The sequence below is a fragment of the Pseudomonas sp. CLCA07 genome (assembly GCF_053615335.1).
On the sequence record NZ_CM132131.1, the window covers coordinates 5,671,672 to 5,696,028 of the forward strand.

The window sequence follows — 24,357 nt, forward strand, 5'->3', positions numbered from 1 at the left end:
GGCCCCATCGAACAACTGCCGGGAGCCAGACATGACGCGGCTATCTGCTTCACCCCGAGTCAACAGCCATCCGCGCTGGCTACGGCTGACTCATTGGCTGAACGCCTTGGCGGTGCTGGTCATGGTCACCAGCGGTTGGCGTATCTACAACGCATCGCCCATTTACGATTTCAGCTTTCCCAAATCGATCACGCTCGGCGGCTGGCTGGGCGGCGCACTGCAATGGCACTTTGCGGCGATGTGGTTTCTTGCCATCAACGGCGTTGTTTATCTGGCCATCAACCTGTTCAGCGGTCGTCTGAAACGCCGTTTCTTTCCCGTTTCGCCCAAAGGTGTCTTGCATGACCTGTGGGCAGCGTTGCGAGGACGGTTGGGGCATGCCGACCTGAGTCATTACAACCAGGTGCAACGGCTGGCGTACCTGTTCGTGATGGTCGACATCGCGCTGCTGGTGGTTTCCGGGCTGGTGCTGTGGAAGTCCGTCCAGTTCCCGCTGCTGCGCGAGTTAATGGCGGGTTACGAAGGCGCGCGACGGGTGCATTTCTTCGCGATGTCTTTGTTGGTGGCCTTCGTTGCGGTGCATCTGGTGATGGTCGCGCTGGTTCCCAAAACGTTGTGGGCCATGATCGTCGGTCGCAAGGAGCAGGTATGAAAAAGCGCATCGAAAGCCCAGGGCTGGACGAGTCATCGATCCTGACAGACGCCCGGAAAATCCTTGCCCCGCAGATCGCCGACCGCTCGCGACGCTCGTTCCTGCTGCGTGGCCTGACCCTCGGCGGTGTGGCGATGTTGTCCGGCTGCAACATCACCGATAACGAAAGCGTCGACACCGCGCTGTCCGCCATGTCCCGCTTCAACGACCGGGTGCAGGGCTGGCTGTTCAACCCCAACGCCATGGCACCGACCTATCCCGAGTCGATGATCACCCGGCCATTCCCTTTCAACGCCTTCTACGGCATTGACGAGGCGCCGACAGTGGAAGAGGAGAGCTATCGACTGGAAGTCACCGGCCTGGTCGCGGACAAGCGCAGTTGGCGGCTCGAAGAACTGCGCGCCATGGCGCAGACCGAACAGATTACCCGGCACATTTGCGTCGAAGGTTGGAGCGCGATCGGGCGCTGGGGTGGCGTGCGGTTCAGCGATTTCCTCAAGCGCGTTGGCGCCGACACCGATGCCAAATATGTCGGTTTCAAATGCGCGGACGACTACTACACCAGCATCGACATGGCCACCGCGCTGCATGCGCAAACCTTGCTGACGCTGACCTACGACGGCGCGGTGCTGCCGCGCCAGTACGGCTTCCCCATGAAACTGCGCATGCCCACCAAGCTCGGCTACAAGAATCCCAAACACATTCAGGCGATTTTCGTCAGCAACACCTACAGCGGTGGCTTCTGGGAAGACCAGGGCTACAACTGGTTCGGTGGCAGCTGACACGCAACTTCACTTGTCCGCAACCTGAGCTTCAAGGAGTTTCATCATGAAAAAGTTAGCCACCACCGTACTGTCCATGTGCATCGCACTGGGCGCCGCAAGCGTGTTTGCCGCCGATACCACCAGCAGCGACAGCATGAGCAAGGACTCGATGTCCAAGGATGCCATGTCCAAAGACGCGACGATGAAGAAGGACTCCATGGCCCAAGACACGATGAAGAAAGACAGCATGTCCAAGGATGCAATGTCCAAGGACGCCATGAAAAAAGATGCCATGTCCAAGGGCAGCATGAGCAAAGACGCCATGAAGAAGGACGCCGCGTCGCAGTAATCCAATACGACTCAATCCCTGTGGGAGCGAACCTGCTCCCACAGTTCTTGCAGCTTCACAGTTCCCACATTCCCATAGCTGTGTGCAGGGTATGACTTGAAGTCATGCCCTCATGACTTTTAATGGTTACAGCCCCGTAAACCCCCAGTGTTAAAAAATCGCAAACCAGCTCATCAACAACAAAAAAGAGCGTTTGCAACCATGACTCATCATCACTGCCGCGTCTTCGCCAGCGACCTGCTGCGCTCTTCGAACCCCGACAATTGCCACGCCAGGCCCGCTGCCTGCGTGCGCTTCTGATCAACCCAAACTCCCTGAAGAGAAACGACTCATGAAAGAACTCGACCTGTACATCGGTGAAGGTTTCGAAGGCCCGGGCGTGAACGCCGCGCACATCAATATTCTGATCGGTCCGCGCAACGGTCCGGCCGGCCAGGCGTTTGCCAACAGCCTGGCATCGCCAAGCCAGGGGCACTGCCCGTTCATGGTGATCGCCCAGCCAAACATTCCGGTCAAGCCGATGACCCTTTACGTCAACAAAGCCGCAATCGGCAGCGACCTGCACGGCAACGCCACCTGGGGTGCGTCCCAGGCCGGTATCGCCAAGGCTGTGCTTGAAGCGTTGCTGGACGGCACCTTGCCGCCGGAAGCCGAAGACGAATGGGCTATCGTCACCGCCAACTGGGTCAACCCGGCCTGCGATGACCTCGATGCGGTCTACCTGAACAACTACAACGCCTGCCGCACGGCGATTCGTGCCGCGCTGACCGGCAAGCCGGAAACCGCGCAACTGGCGGATGTGGTCAATCACATCAGCAACCCTTTCTACACACCCAAAGCCTGAGGTCCGCGCCATGCAATACATTCGTTTGGGCAACTCCGGCCTGCAAGTCTCCCGCCTGTGCCTGGGCACCATGAACATGGGCACCCCGGACTGGAAGCCATGGATCTTCGATGAGAAGAAAAGCGAGCCAATCGTCGCGCACGCGCTGGACAACGGCGTCAACTTCATCGACCTGGCAGACTTTTACTCCGCCGGTGTCGGCGAAGAAGTGGTGGGGCGTATCGTCAAGCGCCTGGCCCGTCGCGAAGACCTGGTCATCACTACCAAAGTCGGTTACGGCACCCGCAACGGGATCAACGCCAGCGGCCATTCGCGCAAGCACATCATGGACAGCATCGACGCCTCGCTGAAGCGCCTGAACATGGACTACGTCGATGTGTTCATGCTGCATTACTTCGATGTGAACACCCCGGTCGAAGAAACCATGAGCGCGATGAACGACATCGTGCGCTCCGGCAAAGCACGCTACATCGGCGTCTCGACCATGCTCACCGGGCAATTGGCGAAGATTCTCATGGCCTGCGAGCGCAACGGTTGGGTCAAGCCGATCAACATGCAGCTGCAATTGAACTGCGCCTACCGCGAAGAAGAGCGCGAGATGATTCCGTTCTGCCGCGATCAAGGCCTGGGTGTCTCGGTGTTCAGCCCGCTGGCCCGCGGTTTGTTGACCGGCGATGTGCAGTCGACGCGCAACCAGACCGATTTCTTTACTCAGCAGATGTACAGCGACGAAGCCTCGTTCGAAATCGCTCATTCGGTGCAACGCGTGGCCCGCGCCCGTGGTGTTTCGAATGCGCAAATCGCCCAGGCTTGGGTGGCCAACCATCCGGGTGTGGATTGCATGTTGGTGGGCGCAGACACCACCGAGCAATTCGACAGTGCGCTGGCCGCGCTGGACACCCAACTCGACACTGAAGAACTGCACGAGCTGGAACGCAATTACACCCCGTGCGACGTGATCAACGATTACACCGCCGGCAAACGAATTTTGCGTTCGGCACGTCCGGGTCTGGAACGCTTCACCCTGACCGAGGCTGTGGCATGAGCGCGCTGATCCGCACTGGCAATTTCATCGACGGTCAATGGTCGTCCGGTGGTCCGACCTACCCGGTGTTCAATCCGGCCAACGGTGAGTTGATCACCGAAGTACAAAACGCCGGCGCCCAAGAGACCCGCCTGGCCATTGACGCCGCCAACCGAGCGTTACCGGCGTGGCGCAAGCTCACCGCCAAGGAACGCAGCCAGAAGCTCAAGCGCTGGAGCGAGTTGATGCTGAGCAACCAGAAGGATCTGGCGACCTTGCTCAGCCGCGAACAAGGCAAGCCGTTGGCCGAAGCCATGGGTGAAGTGGTGTACGCCGCGAGTTTTCTGGAGTGGTTTGCCGAAGAAGCCAAGCGCGCTTACGGCGATGTGATTCCGAGCCACAAGGCTGATGCACGGATCATCGTGGTCAAGGAAGCCATTGGCGTGGTCGCCGCGATCACCCCGTGGAATTTCCCTTTGGCCATGGTCACTCGCAAGGTCGGCCCGGCATTGGCCGCCGGTTGCACAATGATCCTCAAGCCTTCGGAAGAAACGCCGCTGTCGGCCTTCGCACTGGCGGTGTTGGCTGAGCAGGCCGGTATTCCAGCCGGTGTGTTCAACATCGTGTCTGGCGATGCGGTCGCGATTGGTGGCGCGCTGCAAGCGTCCAGCATTGTGCGCAAACTGTCGTTCACCGGCTCCACGCGCACTGGCAAATTGCTGATGCGTCAGGCGGCGGACACTCTGAAAAAGGTCTCGCTGGAACTGGGCGGCAACGCGCCGTTCATTGTCTTCGACGACGCTGATCTGGACGCTGCGGTCAAAGGCGCGATGGCCTCGAAGTTCCGCAACACCGGGCAGACCTGCGTCTGTGTTAACCGCTTCTTCATTCAGGACGGCGTCTATGAAGCCTTCACCGGCAAACTCGCGGAAGCCGTTGCGGCGATGCGCGTGGGCAGTGCGCTGGACGGCGAAACCGAGCAAGGCCCATTGATCAACGCAGCGGCGCTGGCCAAGGTCGAACTGCACGTCGACGATGCGCTGGAGAAGGGCGCCAAGCTGTTGTGCGGTGGTCGTCGTCATGCGCTCGGCGGTACGTTTTACCAGCCGACCATCCTCGCCGAAGCCAGCAGTGAAATGCTGATCGCGCGGGAAGAAACCTTCGGCCCGGTGGCAGCATGCTTCCGTTTCAAAGACGAAGCCGAAGTGCTGCAAAAGGCCAACGACACGCCGTTTGGTTTATCGGCTTACTTCTACAGCCGCGACATCGGTCGCGTATGGCGCATGGCCGAAGGCCTGGAAGCGGGCATGGTCGGCATCAACGAAGGGATCATTTCCACGGAAGTGGCGCCGTTCGGCGGCATCAAGGAATCGGGACTCGGTCGCGAGGGTTCGAAGTACGGTCTGGATGACTATCTGGAAATCAAATACCTGTTAATGGGCGGCCTCTAAAACCCCCACAACCCTTGTAGGAGCAGGCTTGCCCGCGAAGGCGCTGCGTCAGACAACATTGATGTTGAAGCTGAAGACGCCTTCGCGAGCAAGCTCGCTCCTACAGAAAAACGATCGGTCTCATTTCTCCGTCAATAACAACAATTGGAGACGAATATGTCCGTACAACCGGTAAAAATCGACGACCTGCCCATCGGGCGCTTTCACCTCAAAATCGCCGGGCTGACCTTCGGCGCGCATTTCACCGACGGCTACATTCTCGGCCTGATCGGTATCGCGTTCACCCTGCTGAGCCCACAGATGCAACTGGATGCGTTCTGGCAGGGGCTGATCGGCGCTTCGGCCCTGATCGGCCTGTTCGTCGGCAGCCTGTTTTTCGGCTGGATCTCCGACAAGGTCGGCCGCCAGAAAATCTTCCTGGTCAGCTTTGTGCTCATCACCCTGGCCTCGGTAATGCAGTTCTATGCCGAAACCGCTATGGGGCTGTTTCTGTGCCGGGTGTTGATCGGCATCGGGCTGGGCGGTGATTTCAGTGTCGGTCACGCCATGCTGGCCGAATTTGCGCCGAAGAAGCATCGCGGCGTACTGCTCGGTTCGTTCAGCGTGATCTGGACCTTTGGCTACGTCGCCGCCACGTTCGTCGGCACGGCCATGCTCAGCCTCGGTGATGACGCGTGGCGCTGGATGCTGGCCTCGTCCGCGATCCCAGCGGCGCTGATTCTGATTGCGCGGATCGGCACGCCAGAGTCACCACGTTGGCTGGTGAACCAGGGGCGAATTGCTGAAGCGCGAGCCATCGTCAAGAAACACTTGGGCGACAACGTCGAACTCGACGAAACCCCATCCACCGAAACCCGTTCCGGCTACGCGGTGCTGTTCAGCCGTGAATACCGCAAGCGCACAGCGTTCAATTGCCTGTTCTTCGTCTGCATCGTCATGCCGTACTTCGCCATCTACACCTTCCTGCCGTCGATTCTGCAGAAGATGGGCCTGGCGGAAGGCTTCGGCACTGAGCTGATGTTGAACATGCTACTGATCCTCGGCGCACTGATCGGGATCTGGTGCACGATCAAATTCTCGCGCCGCGGGTTCTTGATCAACTCCTTCATCATTCTGGCCGTCGCGTTGTTCATGTTGGCGGTGTTGCCAAGCAGTGCAGCGTTCTTGATGGTGCTGGTGTTCGGGCTGTTCACCCTGGTGTTGTCGGCGGTGAGCAACCTGGTGGGCGTGTTCCCGGCCGAGAGCTTCCCGACTGAAGTACGGGCCAGCGGGATTGGCCTGGCCACGGCCGTGAGCCGGTTGGGTTCGGCGATCAGTACGTTCCTGTTGCCGGTGAGTGTGGCGGGGATTGGCTTGAGCCCGACCATGGGGATTCTGGCGGCGATTTTGGCACTGGGGGCGTTGTTGTCCTGGGCCTGGGCGCCGGAAACCAAATCGCTGACATTGAGCCAGGCGTGCAAGGCGCAGAGCCCTGTGGAAGGTGGTGCAGCGGTGGCGGTGAAAGTGACTGCCCCAATCTAATCAAGACTCACAACCATAGATGTAGCAGCTGTCGAGTCTGCGAGGCTGCGTCCGGCTGCGGAGCAGTCGCATTCCAGGCGACCTGGTCATCTTGAAGGATCGCGGATTCTGGTTTACGACTGCTTCGCAGCCGGACGCAGCCTCGCAGGCTCGACAGCTGCTACGGGTATGGGGTGTGTCAGGGGTTGCTGACTAATCCCAACCAATCCGTAAACAACCGCACCTTCGACAACCCCTGTTTGTCATTCGCCACATCCAGCCAATACCCATACGGCCCGATTACTTCCACCGGGGTAATCGGCAGCAGGCTGCCATTGGCCAACTCTTTCTCGATCATCTGCCGATCAATCACCGCCAGCCCACCACCGGCGAGCGCGGTGTGAATCACCTGATCCAGCGTGCTGAATTCCAGTCCTTGCCCCGCATCGACATCGTCCCGTCCCGTCGCTGCCAGCCAGTTTTCCCAGACCTTCAAGCGTTTGCCATCATGCAGGATATGCAGCAGCGGAAAGCGCCGTAGATCCGGTGGCTGACCGTCGCTGAACAACTCCGGGCTGGCCACGGCGATGTGCCGTTCCATCACCAGTAACTGACTGTGGCAATGACTGGCGGCTTCCAGGCCGAAGCGGATGTGGCAGTCGATCTCGGCGAGGCTGTCGTGGCCGGCCTGGTTGGTCACGCTCAGGCTGATGTCAGGATAGCGCTGGCAGAACACGCGCAAATGCGCGGACAACCAGCGTGTCGCCCAGGTCGGCGGCGCGAGGATTCTCAGGCGCTGGCGCAGGTTGGGCACGCGCACGGCTTGCAGGGCACGTTCAATGTGGTCAAAGGCTTGCGCCAGGTGCGGGGAGAGGGCGATGCCGGATTCGGTCAGCGACAAGCCCTGGGGCGTGCGCACGAACAGCGCGACACCAAGGTAGTCTTCCAGTTGCTTGATCTGTCGACTGACCGCCCCTTGAGTGACGTTCAGGGCCAGCGCCGCCTGGCTGAAACTGCGATGGCGCGCGACCTCTTCGAAGACGCGCAGCATATTGAGCGAGGGCAGTTGACGCATGGAAGGAGGGCTCCGTACCGGCTTCTGTTGTGGTGAGCCGGTTTATTGTTTTTATCGGTGTGGTGATGAGTACCTATCTGACTATTGGCAACGGGCTGATGCAAGTATTGTCTGCACTGACGCCTTCGCGGGCAAGCCCGCTCCTACAGTGATTTGCAGCGCACACAAAACCTGTGGGAGCGAGCCTGCTCGCGATGGCTTTCTGAAGGACGCTAAAAATGCCGGATCAGAAGTAATACCCGACGTTCATATACACCTGGTTCTCCCACTGATCACTCCCGCCAGCTCCCAGACTCTGGGTATAGCTGCTACCCCCAATGTATGGATCGTTCTTGCCAAACAACCACTCCGTGGCGACCCACAATTTGCTCACTGAAAACGAGCTGCCCACGATCATCCGTTCAGAAGTCTTGAACCCGCTTTCGGATTTGTCGAAGGCGCTGTAGTTGGCGTACACCTTGACCCCGCTGACCTGATCGAACAGGTATTTGCCGGCCACGTCGTAACTGAGATCTGCCACGTACAGGTTGCCGCGACTGGCGACGTTGTACGTGCCGTCATAACCGCCGAAAGTGACCAGTTCATCTGTGCCGGGGTTGCGCGGCGACATCTCTTGTCGCGCGGCCTGCAACTGCACGCCCCATGGGCCGTTTTTACCCATGTAGTGCACGGCTGCGGCATTGCGCCGGCCGTTGTCATTGGTGTCCTGGTTTTGAAGGGATGATGTCAGGCCGGAGAGGCCTATTTCGGATTTCCAGGGTCCCAGATCCAGGGCTTTGGCCACCCGCAGCGCTACGGCGTGGCGTTCCTGGTTGTTGCTGCCGTCGGTGACGTAGCTGTCGGCTTCGGACACAACGCTGGAGTAGGTGGCGCCGTTGCTGGTGCCTTTGCCTTGCCACGCCGGGCGCAGGTAGTAACCGGTCTGGATGTTCCAGTCGCCGATTTGCTGGATGTACTTGGTGCCGACTTCTGACAGGTCTTCCACACCGATGACGTTGCCCAGGGTTTCGAAGAAGGTGCTGCCAAAATACGGCTGCAATCCGAAAGGCACCTGGTTCAGGCCGACCTGGACCTGTTGGTCCGGGTTGAACTTGTAGCCGATCCACGCCGTCTCGGCGAATTGGACGTCACCGACTTTGTCGGTGTACTGATACGGGTAGGCCCGACCGTAAAAACGGTACTTGGCGGCGCCGATCCAGCTGTCGGAGTTGTACTTGGCCGAGAGGAAAGCCGTGTCGAAATTTAGTTTCTGAATGTCACGGTCGGGGTCGTAGTCCCAGCGCACACGAACCGCGCCGCCGAGGTCGAGGTTGTCGGTCACTTGCACGGCCATGGCAGGGGCCGCAAAGGTGCAGAGCAGAGCGATGTGCAACGGACTAAGGCGCAAAGAAGCAGGGAAGGGCATGGGCAGCTCTCGGTTATTTTTATATGAGATGCCGGCCAGTCTTGCGATCAATGGTGTGTTGAACAAACGATAAAAAATGCGCAGGAACCTTCCTCGGATGCATGTTACTGAGAAAATCCTGTAGGACAATCTCTGGCGACCGTGGGATGCTTGGCCGATCAGATAACGTCTTCGAGTGCTTCACATGAAACGCAAAATGCCCGGTCTTAATGCCCTCAAGGCGTTTGAAGTGGCCGGCAGCACCGGTAGTTTTACCCGCGCCGCCGAGTTGTTGAACGTGACCCAGAGCGCGGTCAGTCGCCAGGTGCGTCAGCTGGAAGAACAGCTCGGCGAGAGCCTGCTGGAGCGCCGCCACCATCACCTGGAACTGACCAGCGCCGGGAAAGTGTTGTTGCGGGCGCTGCATCAATCCTTTGACAAGATCGAGCTGACGGTGCGCAGCATCCAACAGAAAACCCATTCCAATCGCCTGCACATCAACGCACCGCCGACCTTTACCAATCGCTGGCTGATGCCGCGCCTGGGGCGCTTGCGGGAAAAGCATCCTGAGTTGGAGTTGAGCATTACCACGCGTTTGCAGGATAGCCTGGCGGAAACCAGCACCCTCGATTGTGCGATCCGTTTCGGCGATGGCGAATGGGATGGCCTGAACAGCTCGATGCTGATCCAGGAGCGGCACATCGCCGTGTGCTCCCCGACCTTGTATGCGCGGGAGTGGAGCGAGCAGGGCATTGACCTCAATCGCCTGACGTTGCTGCATGTACTGGCCCGCGAAGACCAGCGCTACCTGACCTGGAAACATTGGCTGGACGCCGCGCGCATTACCGGGGTCGACACCCAGGGCGGCTATGAATTCGATTTGCTGGACCTAGCGATTCGCGCGGCCATCGACGGCCTGGGCATTACCATCGCCGACTGGCACATGGTCGCCCCGGAACTGGCCAGCGGGCAGTTGACCCAGGTGCTCAATGTGCACGTGGATGGGCACCAGTCCTACTGGCTGGTGACTCGACCGGAGCAGACCCTGATGCCGCAATTGCAGGTGTTCAGTCAGTGGTTGCAGGAAGAAATCTGGTTGGCACAGCGGCAGCTAGAGCCCTCCACGGCCGCCCTCTAACCCACACACAAACCCTTGTAGGAGTGAGCCTGCTCGCGATGGCGGTGTATCAGTCGACAACTTTATCGCCTGACACTACGCCATCGCGAGCAGGCTCACTCCTACAGGGGAACTCATCGCTTTGGAGGTAACCTGCATTTTTCGAATGTTTACCCGCTCAATAAATCGTTTGTTCAACTCACTCGGGATGCCAAGACTGGTCGAACTGGATAAAAACAACGATGGGCGATGCACATGCGACTCGAGCGAAATTTTGTTAACGGCCACTTCATCGAACCTGCCAGCGACGCGCTGATCGCAGTCTATAACCCGGCGACCGAAGCACTGGTTGGTCACGTCTCGGCGGCCACTGCTGTGGAGGCGGTCAATGCGGTTGAAGTGGCTGCCGCCGCGCAAAAGGTCTGGGGCAAACTCACCAGCATCGAGCGCGCCGAACACCTGCGCTCCTTCGCCGATGCCCTGGATGCCTGCGCTGAAAACATCGGTGCTGCCCTGGCCGCCGAATCCGGCAAAAGCGTTGCCGATGCCAGCAACGAAGCCCGTTACGCCGCGCAGATCACCCGTTATCACGCCGAGTGGGCACGCCGCATCGAAGGCGAGATCATTCCCAGCGACTCCCCGAACGAAAACCTGTTTCTACACCGCGAGGCAATTGGTGTGGTTGCCTGCCTGATTCCGTTCAACTACCCGGTCTATACGCTGCTGCGCAAAATCGCCCCGGCGCTGATTGCTGGCAACACCGTGGTGGTGCGCCCGAGCAACAACACACCGACCTCGGCGTTTGAAATCGCCAAGGCCGTGCAGCAATCCGGATTGCCGGCCGGGGTGGTGAACATTTTGACCATGGATCACGCCACCGCTGCCGTCGTTTGCACCCATAAGGCTGTCGGCCTGATCACTCTGACCGGCAGCGTCAACGCCGGGCGCATCGTGCTCGATTACTGCAAGGCCAACATCGCCAAGCCATCGCTGGAGCTGGGCGGCAAGACCCCGGCGATCATCGAAGCCGACGCCGACCTTGAAGCGGCCGCGACCGCCATCGTCGCCTCGAAGACCACCCACTGTGGTCAGTTGTGCACGGCGGTGGAGCGGGTCTACGTGCAGGAAAGTGTCTACGAGCAATTCCTCGCACTGCTCAAAAGCAAAATCAGCGCGGTGAAGTTCGGCGACCGTGCTACCGACGCCAGCCAGATGGGGCCGTTGGTCAACGCCAGTTCGCAGCAGAACATTCACGCCATGGTCGAACGCGCCATCGCGGACGGCGCGGTCCTGGAAACGGGTGGTTTTATCCCGCAAGGCAAAGGTCATTTCTACCCGCCGACCCTGCTCAGCGGCTGCCGCCAGGACATGGAAATCATCCAGGAAGAGATCTTCGGCCCGGTGTTGCCAGTGCTCAAGTACCGCGATATCGACGAAGCCCTGGCGATGGCCAACGACCATCAGTTCGGCCTGTCCTCGGTGCTGTACACCGAGAACTACCGCACCACGATGAAAGTCGCCAACGCCATTGAAGCAGGCGAGCTGTACGTCAATCGCACCCCGGCCGATCCGTATCAGGGCTTCCACGCCGGCTGGAAACGCTCGGGCCTGGGCGGCGATGACGGCAAGCACGGCATGCTCGAATTCACCCAGACCCGACTTGTTGTCATGAAGTACTGATCCACCGGCCACACGCCTCACGCAGCACCCATAAAAACAATTAACTGGGCCGCCCGGAACACCGGGCAGCCAGAGGTCACCTAGATGTCCAAGCATGCATCCACTGCTGCCGCTGTTCAGGGTTCGAACGCGGGTATAAAAAGCTACAGTGACAAGGGAAGTCGCTATTTCCAATTGATGCTATTGGTGCTGGCCGCCGGTGCGATCTACCCGATCCTGTACCTGCGTCAGGTCTACCAGACCACCATGCTCGAAGTGTTCCAGATCAGCCCCACCGAACTGGGCTATCTGTACTCGATGCTCGGTACGATTTTCCTCCTCAGCTACCTGCCCAGCGGCTGGCTAGCTGACCGCATAGCCCCACGGTTTTTGATTTTCTTCTCGCTGGTCGCTACCGGTGCCTTGGGCTTGTGGTACTCCACTGCACCGTCGATGACCGGGTTGATGATCATCTTCGGTTGCTGGGGCTTGACCACCGGCCTGACGTTCTGGGCTTCGGTGCTCAAACGCGTGAAGATGATTGCGCATCACTCTGAACAGGGTCGCTTCTTCGGCATCCTCGATGGCGGTCGCGGCCTGGTCGAAGCATTACTGGCAACCGTCGCACTGGCGCTGTTTGCCTTCGCCACCGAAACTCGTGGCGAGTCGGCGGCAGAGGGCTTCAAACACGTCGTCTATCTCTATGCCTTTACTTGCATCGCCATCGGTTGCGTACTGGTGTTGATTAAAGACCCCAAGTCGATGGACGACACCGCGCCGGTGGAGAAGGGCAAGTACAACCTGCTCAGCGACCTGGCCACCCTGGTGAAAATCCCTGAGTTGTGGCTGGTGACGGCCATCGTGTTCTGCGGTTATCACATCTTCTGGGCCACCTACAGCTTCTCCGATTACCTGCAAGGTGGCGGCATGACCGCGGTCATGGCGGGCACCATCACTACCCTCAAATTGTGGATGCGCCCGATTGGCGGGATCGGCGGTGGTTGGCTCGGTGACAAGTTTTCGAACATCTCGGTGCTGATCGTGGCGCTGTTCTGCGCGACGTTGGCGATGGTCGGCCTGGTCGTGTTCCCGGCGCTCAACAGCATGGGCCTGCTGATCGGCACGGTGATTTTCATCGGCCTGATGACTTACGCCATTCGCGGTTTGTACTGGGCGATCCTCGACACCTGCAACATTCCGCTGCGCATCACCGGCCTGGCCATTGGCATTGTCTCGGTGGTCGGTTACCTGCCGGACGCGTTCATTCCCTTGATCAACGGCTACCTCACTGAGCATTACCCGGGTGCCTTTGGTTACAAGTTGTATTTCAGCTACATCGCATTCGTCGGCCTGCTCGGGACCTTCGCGGCCCTGACCTTGCGCGCTCGTATCAATCGTAAATCTTTGAACAAGACTTCTTTGAAATAAGCAGGTGTCTGTGATGAAAATCGTCGCCTTAGAAACCCATATCGTCGCCGTTCCGCCACCGCACATCGGTGGCATGTATTGGTTGTTCGTCAAAATCAAAACCGATTGCGGCATCGAAGGCGTGGGCGAAATCTACGCCGCGACCTTCGGCCCCAAAGCCATGTTGCCGATCATCGAAGACGTGTTCGAACGCTACCTGCTCAACCAGGACCCGCACCACATCGAACGCTTCTTCCGCCAGGCCTATTCGAGCGGTTTCACCCAGCGTCCGGACCTGACCATGATGGGTGTGGTCAGCGGCCTGGAAATGGCCTGCTGGGACATCATCGGCAAAGCGGCGAACAAGCCGGTGTATGAACTGCTGGGCGGCAAGGTCCACGAACGCCTGCGTTCCTACACCTATCTCTATCCGGTGAACAGCAAGGGCGAGTACGACTACGACGACCCGGACCTGGCGGCCGAGTGCGCCATCGAGAACATGAACAAAGGCTTCACCGCCGTGAAGTTCGACCCGGCCGGGCCGTATACCGCGTACTCCGGGCACCAGATCTCCCTGGAAGTGCTTGAGCGCTGCGAAACCTTCTGCCGCAAGATCCGCGAAGCGGTGGGCGACAAATGTGACCTGCTGTTCGGCACCCACGGGCAAATGGTCCCGTCCTCGGCGATTCGCCTGGCCAAGCGCCTGGAGAAGTACGACCCGCTGTGGTTCGAAGAACCGGTGCCGCCGGGGCAGGAAGACGCCATGGCGCAGGTCGCGGCCAAGACCTCGATTCCGATTGCCACGGGCGAGCGACTGACCACCAAGTACGAATTCTTCAAGCTGTTGCAGGCCGGTGGCGCGTCGATTTTGCAGATGAACGTCGCCCGCTGCGGTGGTCTGCTGGAAGCGAAAAAGATCGCCGGCATGGCCGAAGCCTATTACGCGCAGATCGCCCCGCACCTCTACAACGGGCCGATTGGTGCGGCCGCGAGTTTCCAGTTGGCGACCTGCACGCCGAACTTCCTGATCCAGGAAAGCATCATGACCTGGGGCGGGTTCCATGCCGAAGTCCTGACCAAGCCGCTGCAATGGGAGGACGGCTACATCATCCCGTCCACCGAGCCGGGCCTGGGTGTGGAGTTGAACATGGACGTGGTGCGCAAGCATTCGCCGTACACCGGCGAGCGCCTGCACCTGCAAATGGCGCCGACCCCGGCGGACGTCAAAGACACATCGCCAGCCCGAGGCTGAGCGGATCTGCCGCCCACAAGGGAACTGGCGCAGTTCCCTTGTAGGAGCCGAGCTTGCTCGCGAAGGCGTCGTGTCAGTCGACATTAATATTGGCTGACCCGCCGCTTTCGCGAGCAAGCTCGGCTCCTACAGGTTTTGCACCTCGGGTGGTTTTTTTGTACAACGACTTACGCGGTAACCCTGCATGACATACGACTACATCATCGCTGGCGCTGGCGCCGCAGGCTGCATCCTTGCCAACCGGCTCTCGGCCAGCGGCAAACATTCGGTGTTGCTGCTGGAGGCGGGCGGCAAGGACAGTTCCCTGTGGTTCAAGATCCCGGTCGGCTTCGCCAAAATGTATTACAACCCGACCTTCAACTGGATGTATTACAGCCAGCCACAAAAGCAGCTGAACAGCCGCGAAATCTACGCACCACGCGGTAAAGTGCAGGGCGGTTCGGGATCGATCAACGCGATGATCTACGTCCGCGGCCAAGCCCACGACTTTGACGATTGGGCGGCCAACGGCAACGAAGGCTGGGGCTTCAAGGACGTCCTGCCGTATTTCCGCAAACTGGAAAACCATCCGCTGGGCGACAGCGAATACCACGGCGGCAGCGGCCCGATCAGCATCACGCCGATGAAGGGCCAGACCCATCCGATTTGCGATGTGTTCCTCAAGGGCTGCGACGAGCTCGGCTATCCGCACAGCGACGATTTCAACGGGCCAAAATTCGAAGGCTCGGGCATCTATGACGTCAATACCAAAAATGGCCAACGTTGTTCCAGCAGCTTTGCGCATCTGCACCCGGCGCTCACTCGGCCGAACCTGACCGTTGAGCATTACGCCCTGGTGGATCGCGTGTTGTTCGATAACGACCGCGCAACCGGGATTTCCATCACCCAGCACGGTGTGGTGCGAACCTTCACCGCCAACAAGGAAGTCATTCTTTGCGCCGGTGCCGTGGACACGCCAAAAATTTTGCAACTGTCCGGTGTCGCGGATCAGGCGCTGCTGGCCAAACACAAGATCCCGATGGTCAAGCATCTGCCGGCGGTAGGGCAAAACCTGCAGGATCACCTGTGCGCCAGTTACTACTACAAGGCCAATATCCCTACGCTCAACGATGAATTGAGCTCGCTGTTCGGCCAGTTCAAACTCGGTCTGAAATACCTGTTCACCCGCAAGGGCGCGCTGGCGATGAGTGTCAATCAGGCCGGCGGGTTTTTCCGTGGCAATGAGCAGCAGACCAATCCGAATTTGCAGCTGTACTTCAACCCGCTGTCGTACCAGATCCCGAAAAACAACAAGGCCAGCCTCAAGCCGGAGCCGTACTCAGGCTTCCTGTTGTGCTTCAACCCGTGCCGGCCGACCAGTCGCGGGTACATCGAGATCGCTTCGAAAAACCCGCGGGACGCAGCAAAGATCGACCCTAACTACCTGAGCACGCAAAAAGACATCGACGAGGTCATCCAGGGCAGCCGCTTGATGCGCAAAATCATGCAGGCACCGGCACTCAAGGGCATCACCGTTGAAGAGGTGTTGCCGGGGCCAGTCGTCGAAACCGACGAACAGATGTTGCAGTATTTCCGTGAAAACAGCGGTTCGATCTACCACCTGTGCGGTTCCTGCGCCATGGGGGCGGACGAGCAGAAGTCCGTGGTCGACAGCCGTTTGAAAGTCCATGGCCTTAAGGGATTGCGTATTGTCGATGCATCGATTTTCCCTAACGTGACATCCGGCAATACCCACGCGGCGGTGTTGATGGTGGCAGAGAAGGGGGCCGATCTGATTTTGCAGGACGCCTGATTTCGTCGCCTCTGTGTATCAAAAATGAATTTCCGCCAAGACTGCTGCTCATAATTGATAGAGAGCGGATTTAGCGCGCGAAAATCATGGGTGTATTCAGGGAGTCGTAAAATCATGGGGCCAGTATCGACGGCAGGCACGAACGTTTCTGGCGGGTTGATTCTTGTGGTCGAAGACGATCCGTTGATCCTGGAATTTCTCTGCGAAATCCTCCAGGAAGAAGGGTTCGTGGTTAAGTCACAGACCAGCGCGGATGCCGCTTCAGCGTACCTGGAGCAGCACTCCGACAATGTCCGTCTGTTGCTCACCGACATCAGCATGCCGGGCACGCTCAATGGCGCTGACCTCGCCAATCAGTTTGGCGACCGCTGGCCAGACAAGCCGATCATGATCATGTCCGGTTTCGAAACACCACAAAGCTCCGGCGTGAGGCATTCAGTCTCGTTCATCAAAAAGCCCTGGGCGCTCGGCCAATTGCTGGACTGTGTCGAAGGCGCCTTGAAGTCCAAGCCCGTCAGCTGAAGCGCTATTGCGCCTCCTGAGCCCGTCTCGCAAGTAAATGCTACATTGCTGGCTTACCTGCCTGGCCCTTGCGAAAGGAAGCTGATCCTTGTCTGCTCATCCATCCGTTTTCAACACTCCTTACCGCGCCTTCCTGTTCGATATGGACGGCACTGTCCTCAACTCCATCGCCGCCGCCGAGCGGATCTGGACGATCTGGGCCTTGCGCCACGGGGTGGATGTCGCGTCCTTCCTGCCGACCATTCACGGCGTGCGCGCCATTGATACGGTCAATCGCCAGGGGTTGCCGGGGGTTGATGCCGAATCTGAAGCGGCGTGGATTACCCAGGCGGAAATCGAGGACGTGGAAGGCGTAGTCGAGGTTCGTGGTGCGGCGGCTTTCCTTCAGGCCTTGCCGGCGGGTCAATGGGCAATCGTGACCTCTGCACCAAGAGCACTGGCCTTGCGCCGGATGGCGGCGGCGGGGATTCCCGAACCTGATGTCATGGTGACGGCCGAAGATGTCAGCGCCGGTAAACCGGATCCTGCGGGGTATCGGCTGGCGGCGAAACGGTTGGGTGTTGAGGTGACGGAGTGTTTGATCTTTGAAGACGCCACTGTAGGGATTCTGGCGGCGGAAGCGGCAGGGGCGGATTTGGTGATCATCACCGAGACGCATGAGCATCCGATTCAGACGGCGCATGCGACATTGGCCAACTATCAATCGGTAACCGCATCCATGGATCCCGACCACCATATCCGGCTTATGCAAATCTAACTGTAGGAGTCGAGCTTGCTCGCGAAGGCGGCGTAACATTCAACATCAATGTCGACTGACACACCGCCTTCGCGGGCAAGTCGAATCGTCGCACCGTCGCTCCTACAGTAGATTTGTGGAGTGGCTAATAGATTCCGGGAATCAGCCGCCAGGTGTTGGCGCAATAACTGTCGTACTCACCACCAAACTGCGCCCTCAACAACGCTTCTTCCGCGTGAATCCGCGCAATCAATGGCATCACTGTCAAAGCCGCCAGCAACAGCCCGACACCCGAACGAAACGTCAGCGCCCAGCCCACGGCAATCACCAACATTCCCAGGTAACTGGGGTTGCGCAGGCGTCGATAAATCCCGTCTGTCTCAAGCCTGTGCCCTGGCTGAATCGCCACCAACCCGCTGAAGCGCTTGCCCAGCACAAACACGGGCCACAAGCGTAGTGCGCCGCCGACGATGAACAGCAACGCGCCGATCCAGCGCAGGCCTTCACCGCCGAAGGTCCAGACGTCGATCCGGTCGGTGTAGGCAGGCAAGAACCCGCTGAGCAATCCAATCACCCCGAACGCCGGAAGCACCCAGCGATTGGCCCGATCCTCACGTTCGCCGGAACTCAAGTTGACCTCGGTGAACAGCGAAGCCACGGTCATCACCACGGTCGCCAAGGCAACCACCACTAACGGCGCATGCGCAAAAAATGCCGCAAACCCGCCTAATCCCCACACCGCAAGACCGAGGTAGGCGAGGGTGCCGACGATGGCGAAAAACGCCAGTTTGGGCGAGATTTTCATGAGCACCTCGTGATGTGCAATGACCCTTTTCAGCTTAGAGGCCCGATGTTGCTCACGCGTTCAACTCGGACCTGGCATTGCGCCGAATCACCTGCGGCGGTTGGCCGAACGCCCGGAGGAAGGCTTCGCGCATGCGGCGCCGGTCAGTAAAGCCGGCCTCGGTGGCGATCTGATCGAGGGTCAGGCGCCCGCGTTCGAGCATCTGCCGTGCCGCCTCCAATCGCAGATTTTCGATGGCTTTGGCCGGCGTCTGTCCGGTCTCGGCGCGAAAGCTGCGGCTGAATTGCCGAGGGCTCAGGCGCGCCACGTCTGCCAGTTGCTCCACCGACAGGGGCGAGGCCAGGTGTTCCCGGGCATAGCCGAGAACGGTCTGAATGCGGTCGGATTTTGGCGCCAGCTCCAGCAACGCCGAATGCTGGGACTGGCCGCCCGCACGACGCTGATACATCACCAATTTCTGCGCCACGGAACGCGCCAGTTCCGCGCCGTGATCCTTCTCGACCATGGCTAGCGCCAGGTCGATGCCGGCGGTCATGCCGGCCGAGGTCCAGATCGAGCCGTCGACCACGTAAATGCGGTCTTCTTCCACTTTGATCAATGGGAATCGCGCTTGCAGCTCCCGGGCATAGGCCCAATGCGTGGTGGCCCGCCGTCCATCGAGCAGACCGGCCTGGGCCAGTACAAATGCCCCCGAACAAATCGACGCCATCCGCCGTGTGGTATTCACGCGGCGGTGCAGGTATTTCAGTACGCCTTCGGGCGCCTGTTCGATGATGGCATCGCCGCCGACCACGATGACGGTATCGAACACCCGTTCATCGAAGGCCTGGGTCCCGACACTCAAACCACCGGAGGCGCGTAGCGTGCTGCCGTCTTGTGAGATCACACTGACGTCATACAGCGTCTCACCGGCGCTGAAGTTGGCGTACTCGAACACCGGCATGGCGGCCAGCGCCATGGACTGGAAACCCTCGAACACCACAAATGCCACGGCAGTCATCGCTAGACCCTCAAAAGGACATGTCCTGAAAACGTACTTTAAACGTCATTTAAGACAAGCGTAAGACCTCTTATAAAGGTTCACACCCGGCGAACTGTTCGCCTCACTGTGAAGGAAACTCAACATGGCTCTCTCATCCAAAGGCACCGCACTGATTACTGGCGCTTCTTCGGGCATCGGCGCGGTGTATGCGGACCATCTAGCCCGGCAGGGTTACGACCTGATCCTGGTCGCGCGCAGCCAGGCCAAACTGAACGCGCTGGCCAACCACCTGAGTAACGAAACCGGGCGCACGGTGGAAGTGGTCGCCGCCGATTTGAAAGTCAAAACCGATGTGCTGCGGGTCGAGGAAATTCTGCGTAACGACGCCAGCATCACCTTGCTGGTCAACAACGCCGGTGTGGGCGCTGTCATGCCACTGCTGGGCAGCCCGGTCGATGAGATGGAAGACATGATCACCCTCAACGTTACCGCGCTGATGCGTCTGGCGTACGCGGTGGTGCCAGGCTTTGTCGCGCGTGGCACGGGAACCGTCATCAACATCTCGTCGATCGTTGCCGTCGCACCGGAAATCCTCAACGGAGTGTACGGTGGGACCAAGGCTTTTGTGTTGGGCCTGAGCCAGTCGATGCACCGCGAACTGGCGGATAAAGGCATTCGTGTCCAGGCGGTACTGCCCGGTGCGACAGCGACCGATTTCTGGAACGAGGCCGGCAACCCGGTGGAAAACCTGCCGCAAGAGATCGTGATGTCGGCGCAAGACATGGTCGACGCCGCGCTGGCAGGCCTGGCGAAAGGCGAAGTGGTGACCATTCCGAGCCTGCACGACGGCGAACAGTGGGACCGTTACGAAGCCCAGCGTCAGACCCTTTCCGGGTTGTTCGGCAACTCCAGTGCTGCACCGCGCTATCGCTAAAACAGGGGCGGTGGGCAGGGTGAACTAAGCTTGGATAAGAAGGGTTCACCTTTGGGACACCCAGCGATGCTGCACATCAGAACGCCGTTGATCCTGCATTGGGGGCTGTCGACCCCGACCCGACGGATCTGGCTCAAGATGGAAAACCTGCAACCCAGTGGTTCGTTCAAGCTGCGGGGCATGGGGCTTCTGTGCAGTCAGGCCAAGGCGCAGGGCAAACGCCGAGTTGTTTGTCCTTCGGGCGGCAATGCCGGTTTTGCCACCGCCATTGCCGCCGCCAGCCTGGGGCTGAGTGCCTGCATTGTGGTGCCGCACACGACCCCTGAGACGACCCGCGCCAGGATCAGAAAAACCGGCGCTGAAGTCATTGTCCATGGCAAGGTCTGGGACGAAGCCAATCAAAGGGCAAGAGAGCTCTCGCAGGACGCGGACACCGAATACGTGCCGGCCTTCGATCACCCGGTGTTGTGGGAAGGGCACAGCACGCTGGTGGATGAAGTCCTGGAAGTGTGTCCTCAAGTGGATGTGATGGTGACATCGGTAGGGGGCGGCGGATTGCTGGCGGGCATCCTCACGGGGTTGATTCGCCATGGCCGAACAGACTGCCGGATCATCGCCTGCGAAACCGAGGGCGCCGCGTCTTTTGCGGCCGCCGTGGAAGCAGGGCATCCCGTCAGGTTGCCACGCATCGACACCGTGGCGACCTCGCTGGGCGCGGCGCAAGTCGCGGCCTGGCCAGTGCAGCACATCCAGGACTTTGCGCACCAGTGCGTTGTGCTTAGCGATGAAGATGCAATCATGGGCGTGGTTCGTTTCGCCAGTGACATGCGTCAGTTGGTGGAACCGGCATGCGGTGTTTCATTGGCGGTAGCGTACCTGGACCATCGAGCCATCGCCGATGCGCACGACGTGGTGGTCGTGGTCTGTGGCGGGGTGAGTGTCAGTGCGCAATTAGTCGCCGGCTGGGCACGCCTATCCGGTAGGCGAGCGAAGTAGGGCTGGAAACGCTATTGATGTGTCACAAGCCCTACCGCTGTTTTACGGCTTTCATTTACCGGCGGAATCACCTTCCTGCACCAGGATGGCCCGGGCCAGGTCTTCATCGCTGGCATTGAGGCCGGGATTGTCCTGACGAATTTTCTTCAACACCGACTCCAGATAAACCCCGCGAATCGCACCGCCACTGGCAACGAAGCTCGAGGCGTCATCCTGAGCGGGAATCAGCAGCTTCTTATCTTTGAACGTCGAGTACAGCGAGGCTGAGACCCCGGCTGAAGTGGCAACATCTCCCGCATCCACATCAGCCATAGCCGAACCGAAGGGTAAACACAGCATCAGTGAGGAAATAATAATCAGACGGCGCATGACGGTGTCCTCTGAAAGCGTGAAGCAAATAGGAAGTACCTCTAAGGTTAGGATGCGCGGCGATCGCCAGGAGTTCCTTATCGCCGCAATATCGTTCAAAACCGCAGTGTTGCTCCGGTTATCAGCCACTGATCACGTTCCCCTGTCAGGTTACGTTCCGCCACCACATCAACGTCGATACGCTCGCCAAGGTGAAACCGTGGTCCGGCCTGCCACGCCTGATCAACACCCCGTTGGCCTGATCGCGGCATCTTCCACCACGTACGCACCGCCGGCCGCTTTGGCGTTGGACATCACCGTCAGGAGTGCGATCAAGCTCAGGGTGATACTGACGAACAACACATTGCGCCGCACCTTTCGGCCTTGCACGGGCGGCAGACTGCGTACAAAAGACATCAATTCACGAGTCGGTTTCTGCATGAGGTTTACCTCGAAGTTTCATTGGAAAGCGGCCCCCTCTAACTGCAAAACCCTGTAGCTGTCGAGCCCGCGAGGCTGCGCCCGGCTGTGCAGCAGTCGTCCAGTCAGAACTCACGGTGCGTCAGGCAGACCGCGCGAATCGGATTCACGACTGCTTCGCAGCCGGACGCAGCCTCGCGGGCTCGACAGCTGCTACAAGGGCTGCGTTGTGTTTGGGGTGGCTAGCGATAGGGTTTGCAGACCGGCCGCCCGGGCTTGGGCGAGCAGTGCTTCGGTGTCTTCGCCGCCGGGCAGGGCAATCACCACGTCCGGTCGGCTGTCGCGCAACATGAAGTGGTTGCGCAAGCGCTCTGCCGACTTGCCGTGGCGTTGCCAGTTAGGCGGGTAACGCACAAGGTCGATGCCCCGTTCTCGCGCCCATTCTTCGATTTCGCCGCCCAGGTGCCGGTTACCGCCATGGATCAGCACACGCACCGGGTGCGCGCGTTGGAGGGCGTCGAGCACCCGTCGGCACTGGCCACTGTCGGCGTAATGGCGACCCGCACAGATCAGCAGGCGCATGACGGGGTTTCCTTCGCCGGATCGTTGTTCTCGATCACCCGCTCACCCGCGCGTTCGAGCAGTGGATAGGCGAGGGCGGCGATGTGGTGGTGCACGCGGCGGTAATCGCGCAGCACGCGCTGGAAGATGTCACCGGATTCGGCCCAGGTGTTTTTGTCTTCCTGCAATTTGCGAAAATGCTCACGGCTGGCGTGCGCTTCGAGTTCTCTGACGGTTTCCTTGCGACTGATCAGTTGATGGGCGGTGGCAATGTCTTCGCGCAGGAACACGCTGATCGCCAGGCTCAGGCTTTCCAGCAAGGCGTCGTGCAGCGGGGCGATGTTGCCCAGCTCGAACGCCGAGAACTGTTCGCCACGGCGCACCCGACGCATCGCCAATTGCGCGAGGCTGCTGGAGAGAATGTCCGCCGCGTGTTCGAGGTTGATCACGAACAAAAGGATTTCCTGGGCGCGATCGGCATCGTCGTCGCTGATGCCTTCCTTGCCGATGTCGGCCAGATAGGCACGAATCGCTGCGCTGAGCAGGTCCAGGGATTGATCGATGCGTCTGACGTCGTCGACGCAGGTCGGCGCCGAGGTGTGGAACACCTGCAACAGGCGCCCGAGCATCGCCGAGAACATATCGGCCATGCGCAGGGCTTCCCGGGCGGCGTTGGACAAACCGATGTTGGCCACCTCCAGTCCTGCCTCGTCCAGGTAGTGCGGCATTCCGGGATCGACTTCCCGCACCGGATCCGGCAGCAGCCGGGTGAGGGCGTTGGCGAGTACGTCAGTCAAGCCGATGAACACCAGCGCCAACAACAGATTGAAACCGCTGTGCAGGACCACGACCAGCGTCGACGGATTCAGGCTCGTCTCGGCCAACAGTCCGGCAAACGGCAACACCGCCAGCGCACCGACCACCCGCACCAGCAGATTACCCAGCGGCAAACGTCGACCGACGCTGGATCCAGCGTTGATCACTGACGGCAAGGTACCGCCAATGTTTACACCCAAGACCAACGCAACCAGGGTGGTCGCCGAGAGCATGCCGGTCGCGGCCAGCGAGACGATCAGCAACACCACGGCCACGCTGGAATGGCAGAGCCAGGTGAGCAGCAGCGCCACCAACAGTGCAATCAGCAGGTCGCCGTCCAGGCTTTGCATGATCAGCTGAAACACCGGCGTGGTTTCGACGTGCGCCAGGGTGGAACCGAGCATGTGCAGGGCCAGCAGCATCAGCCCCAGGCCGATCAGCGCACAGCCGACACTTTCAAAGCGTGAGTCATCGCGCAGGCGAAAGACGATCAACCCCGTCAGCAACATCAGTGGCATGAGCGTCGACATGTCGAGGCTCAGCAGTTGCACCACCAGGGTCGAACCGATATTGGCGCCCAGCATCATGGCCAGCGCCGGGGCCAGCGCGAGGGTGCCGGCGGCGGTGAACGAGGTCGCCATCAGGCTGACAGCGGTGCTGCTTTGCAGGAGGCCGGTGATGCCGATCCCCGACAGCAATGCCATCCAGCGATTGTTCAGGTTGTGGCCCAGCCACTGGCGCAATGGCGAACCAAAGCCGCGCAGTAACGCCGAAGAAATCATGTGAGTGCCCCACAGCAGCAATGCGCTGGCGCCTGCGAGGTTGATCAGTAGAGTCGTTCCCGACATGAGAACTCTCCTTATTCCGTGTTGCATTGATCGAAGGCCGAACTCAAAAACCCTGTAGGAGTGAGCCTGCTCGCGATAGCGGTAGGTCAGTCAACATTGATGCTGAATGTGCTGACGCC

The 24,357-nt window shown here is 59.7% G+C and carries 24 protein-coding genes; 16 read left to right on the top strand and 8 right to left on the bottom strand.

Annotated elements, in window-relative coordinates; translation table 11 throughout:
* Window positions 1-31 precede the first annotated feature (31 nt).
* The 7 genes from ACWGZX_RS26100 (at window position 32) to ACWGZX_RS26130 (ending at window position 6,605) form a co-directional block, all read left to right on the top strand.
* Window positions 32-652 carry a cytochrome b/b6 domain-containing protein gene (locus ACWGZX_RS26100; protein WP_452626051.1) on the top strand — a complete coding sequence of 207 codons (621 nt, stop codon included), beginning with the start codon at window positions 32-34 and terminating at the stop codon, window positions 650-652.
* Window positions 649-1,434, top strand: a complete 786-nt coding sequence (locus ACWGZX_RS26105) for a molybdopterin-dependent oxidoreductase (RefSeq protein WP_452626052.1) — start codon at window positions 649-651, stop codon at window positions 1,432-1,434. The genes ACWGZX_RS26100 and ACWGZX_RS26105 overlap by 4 nt, the downstream gene beginning before the upstream one ends.
* A gap of 46 nt (window positions 1,435-1,480) precedes the next feature.
* Window positions 1,481-1,765, top strand: a complete 285-nt coding sequence (locus ACWGZX_RS26110) for a pentapeptide MXKDX repeat protein (RefSeq protein WP_452626053.1) — start codon at window positions 1,481-1,483, stop codon at window positions 1,763-1,765.
* A 331-nt stretch (window positions 1,766-2,096) separates the two neighbouring features.
* Complete coding sequence (gene fae / locus ACWGZX_RS26115) at window positions 2,097-2,609, top strand: formaldehyde-activating enzyme (RefSeq protein ID WP_160107486.1); 513 nt, start codon at window positions 2,097-2,099, stop codon at window positions 2,607-2,609.
* 10 nt (window positions 2,610-2,619) lie between these two features.
* On the top strand, window positions 2,620-3,654 hold the full coding sequence (locus ACWGZX_RS26120) for an aldo/keto reductase (protein WP_452626054.1): 1,035 nt from the start codon (window positions 2,620-2,622) through the stop codon (window positions 3,652-3,654).
* Window positions 3,651-5,084 (top strand): NAD-dependent succinate-semialdehyde dehydrogenase, encoded by a 1,434-nt coding sequence (locus ACWGZX_RS26125; RefSeq protein ID WP_452626055.1) that lies wholly within the window; start codon window positions 3,651-3,653, stop codon window positions 5,082-5,084. Before ACWGZX_RS26120 ends, ACWGZX_RS26125 begins: the two co-directional genes overlap by 4 nt.
* A gap of 156 nt (window positions 5,085-5,240) precedes the next feature.
* Window positions 5,241-6,605: an MFS transporter gene (locus ACWGZX_RS26130; protein ID WP_452626056.1), complete on the top strand. Its 1,365-nt coding sequence runs from the start codon at window positions 5,241-5,243 to the stop codon at window positions 6,603-6,605.
* A gap of 178 nt (window positions 6,606-6,783) precedes the next feature.
* On the opposite strand, the gene ACWGZX_RS26135 is transcribed toward ACWGZX_RS26130, so the two are convergent.
* Together ACWGZX_RS26135 and ACWGZX_RS26140 are read right to left on the bottom strand one after the other, a co-directional pair.
* On the bottom strand, window positions 6,784-7,659 hold the full coding sequence (locus ACWGZX_RS26135) for a LysR substrate-binding domain-containing protein (protein WP_452626057.1): 876 nt from the start codon (window positions 7,657-7,659) through the stop codon (window positions 6,784-6,786).
* A gap of 226 nt (window positions 7,660-7,885) precedes the next feature.
* Window positions 7,886-9,064 (bottom strand): hypothetical protein, encoded by a 1,179-nt coding sequence (locus ACWGZX_RS26140; RefSeq protein WP_452626058.1) that lies wholly within the window; start codon window positions 9,062-9,064, stop codon window positions 7,886-7,888.
* A 184-nt stretch (window positions 9,065-9,248) separates the two neighbouring features.
* Between ACWGZX_RS26140 and ACWGZX_RS26145 the strand changes: the two genes are divergently transcribed.
* From ACWGZX_RS26145 to ACWGZX_RS26175, 7 genes are all read left to right on the top strand, one after another.
* On the top strand, window positions 9,249-10,181 hold the full coding sequence (locus ACWGZX_RS26145) for a LysR substrate-binding domain-containing protein (RefSeq protein ID WP_223517013.1): 933 nt from the start codon (window positions 9,249-9,251) through the stop codon (window positions 10,179-10,181).
* 234 nt (window positions 10,182-10,415) lie between these two features.
* Window positions 10,416-11,840, top strand: coding sequence for an aldehyde dehydrogenase (aldA, locus tag ACWGZX_RS26150; RefSeq protein ID WP_452629070.1), 1,425 nt, complete (start codon window positions 10,416-10,418; stop codon window positions 11,838-11,840).
* A gap of 84 nt (window positions 11,841-11,924) precedes the next feature.
* Complete coding sequence (locus ACWGZX_RS26155; protein WP_452626059.1) at window positions 11,925-13,247, top strand: MFS transporter; 1,323 nt, start codon at window positions 11,925-11,927, stop codon at window positions 13,245-13,247.
* 13 nt (window positions 13,248-13,260) lie between these two features.
* Complete coding sequence (locus ACWGZX_RS26160; protein WP_452626060.1) at window positions 13,261-14,478, top strand: mandelate racemase/muconate lactonizing enzyme family protein; 1,218 nt, start codon at window positions 13,261-13,263, stop codon at window positions 14,476-14,478.
* A gap of 184 nt (window positions 14,479-14,662) precedes the next feature.
* Window positions 14,663-16,270 (top strand): GMC family oxidoreductase, encoded by a 1,608-nt coding sequence (locus tag ACWGZX_RS26165; RefSeq protein ID WP_452626061.1) that lies wholly within the window; start codon window positions 14,663-14,665, stop codon window positions 16,268-16,270.
* A gap of 114 nt (window positions 16,271-16,384) precedes the next feature.
* Entirely contained in the window at window positions 16,385-16,792 is a 408-nt protein-coding gene (locus ACWGZX_RS26170) for a response regulator (protein ID WP_223517005.1), read from the top strand.
* Window positions 16,793-16,880: 88 nt separating this feature from the next.
* On the top strand, window positions 16,881-17,549 hold the full coding sequence (locus ACWGZX_RS26175) for an HAD-IA family hydrolase (RefSeq protein ID WP_452626062.1): 669 nt from the start codon (window positions 16,881-16,883) through the stop codon (window positions 17,547-17,549).
* A 124-nt stretch (window positions 17,550-17,673) separates the two neighbouring features.
* On the opposite strand, the gene ACWGZX_RS26180 is transcribed toward ACWGZX_RS26175, so the two are convergent.
* Window positions 17,674-18,333, bottom strand: a complete 660-nt coding sequence (locus tag ACWGZX_RS26180; RefSeq protein WP_452626063.1) for a methyltransferase family protein — start codon at window positions 18,331-18,333, stop codon at window positions 17,674-17,676.
* Between the two features lie 52 nt (window positions 18,334-18,385).
* Window positions 18,386-19,333, bottom strand: a complete 948-nt coding sequence (locus tag ACWGZX_RS26185) for a GlxA family transcriptional regulator (protein WP_452626064.1) — start codon at window positions 19,331-19,333, stop codon at window positions 18,386-18,388.
* Between the two features lie 124 nt (window positions 19,334-19,457).
* On the opposite strand from ACWGZX_RS26185, the gene ACWGZX_RS26190 reads away from it, so the two are divergent.
* Both ACWGZX_RS26190 and ACWGZX_RS26195 read left to right on the top strand, forming a co-directional pair.
* Window positions 19,458-20,249 (top strand): SDR family NAD(P)-dependent oxidoreductase, encoded by a 792-nt coding sequence (locus tag ACWGZX_RS26190; protein ID WP_452626065.1) that lies wholly within the window; start codon window positions 19,458-19,460, stop codon window positions 20,247-20,249.
* Window positions 20,250-20,315: 66 nt separating this feature from the next.
* Complete coding sequence (locus tag ACWGZX_RS26195; protein ID WP_452626066.1) at window positions 20,316-21,245, top strand: pyridoxal-phosphate dependent enzyme; 930 nt, start codon at window positions 20,316-20,318, stop codon at window positions 21,243-21,245.
* Between the two features lie 51 nt (window positions 21,246-21,296).
* Here the strand turns inward: ACWGZX_RS26195 and ACWGZX_RS26200 are convergent, their stop codons facing one another.
* The 4 genes from ACWGZX_RS26200 to ACWGZX_RS26215 all read right to left on the bottom strand — a co-directional run bounded on the left by ACWGZX_RS26200 (window position 21,297) and on the right by ACWGZX_RS26215 (window position 24,238).
* Entirely contained in the window at window positions 21,297-21,614 is a 318-nt protein-coding gene (locus tag ACWGZX_RS26200) for a DUF2388 domain-containing protein (protein ID WP_223516998.1), read from the bottom strand.
* Window positions 21,615-21,836: 222 nt separating this feature from the next.
* The gene (locus ACWGZX_RS26205) at window positions 21,837-22,034 is read right to left on the bottom strand and encodes a hypothetical protein (RefSeq protein ID WP_452626067.1); all 198 of its coding nucleotides are present in this window, start codon (window positions 22,032-22,034) and stop codon (window positions 21,837-21,839) included.
* Between the two features lie 192 nt (window positions 22,035-22,226).
* Window positions 22,227-22,595 (bottom strand): SLOG family protein, encoded by a 369-nt coding sequence (locus ACWGZX_RS26210; protein ID WP_452626068.1) that lies wholly within the window; start codon window positions 22,593-22,595, stop codon window positions 22,227-22,229.
* A complete protein-coding gene (locus ACWGZX_RS26215) occupies window positions 22,583-24,238 on the bottom strand; it encodes a Na/Pi cotransporter family protein (protein WP_452626069.1) in 1,656 nt (551 codons plus the stop codon). Before ACWGZX_RS26215 ends, ACWGZX_RS26210 begins: the two co-directional genes overlap by 13 nt.
* Between the last annotated feature and the right edge of the window lie 119 nt (window positions 24,239-24,357).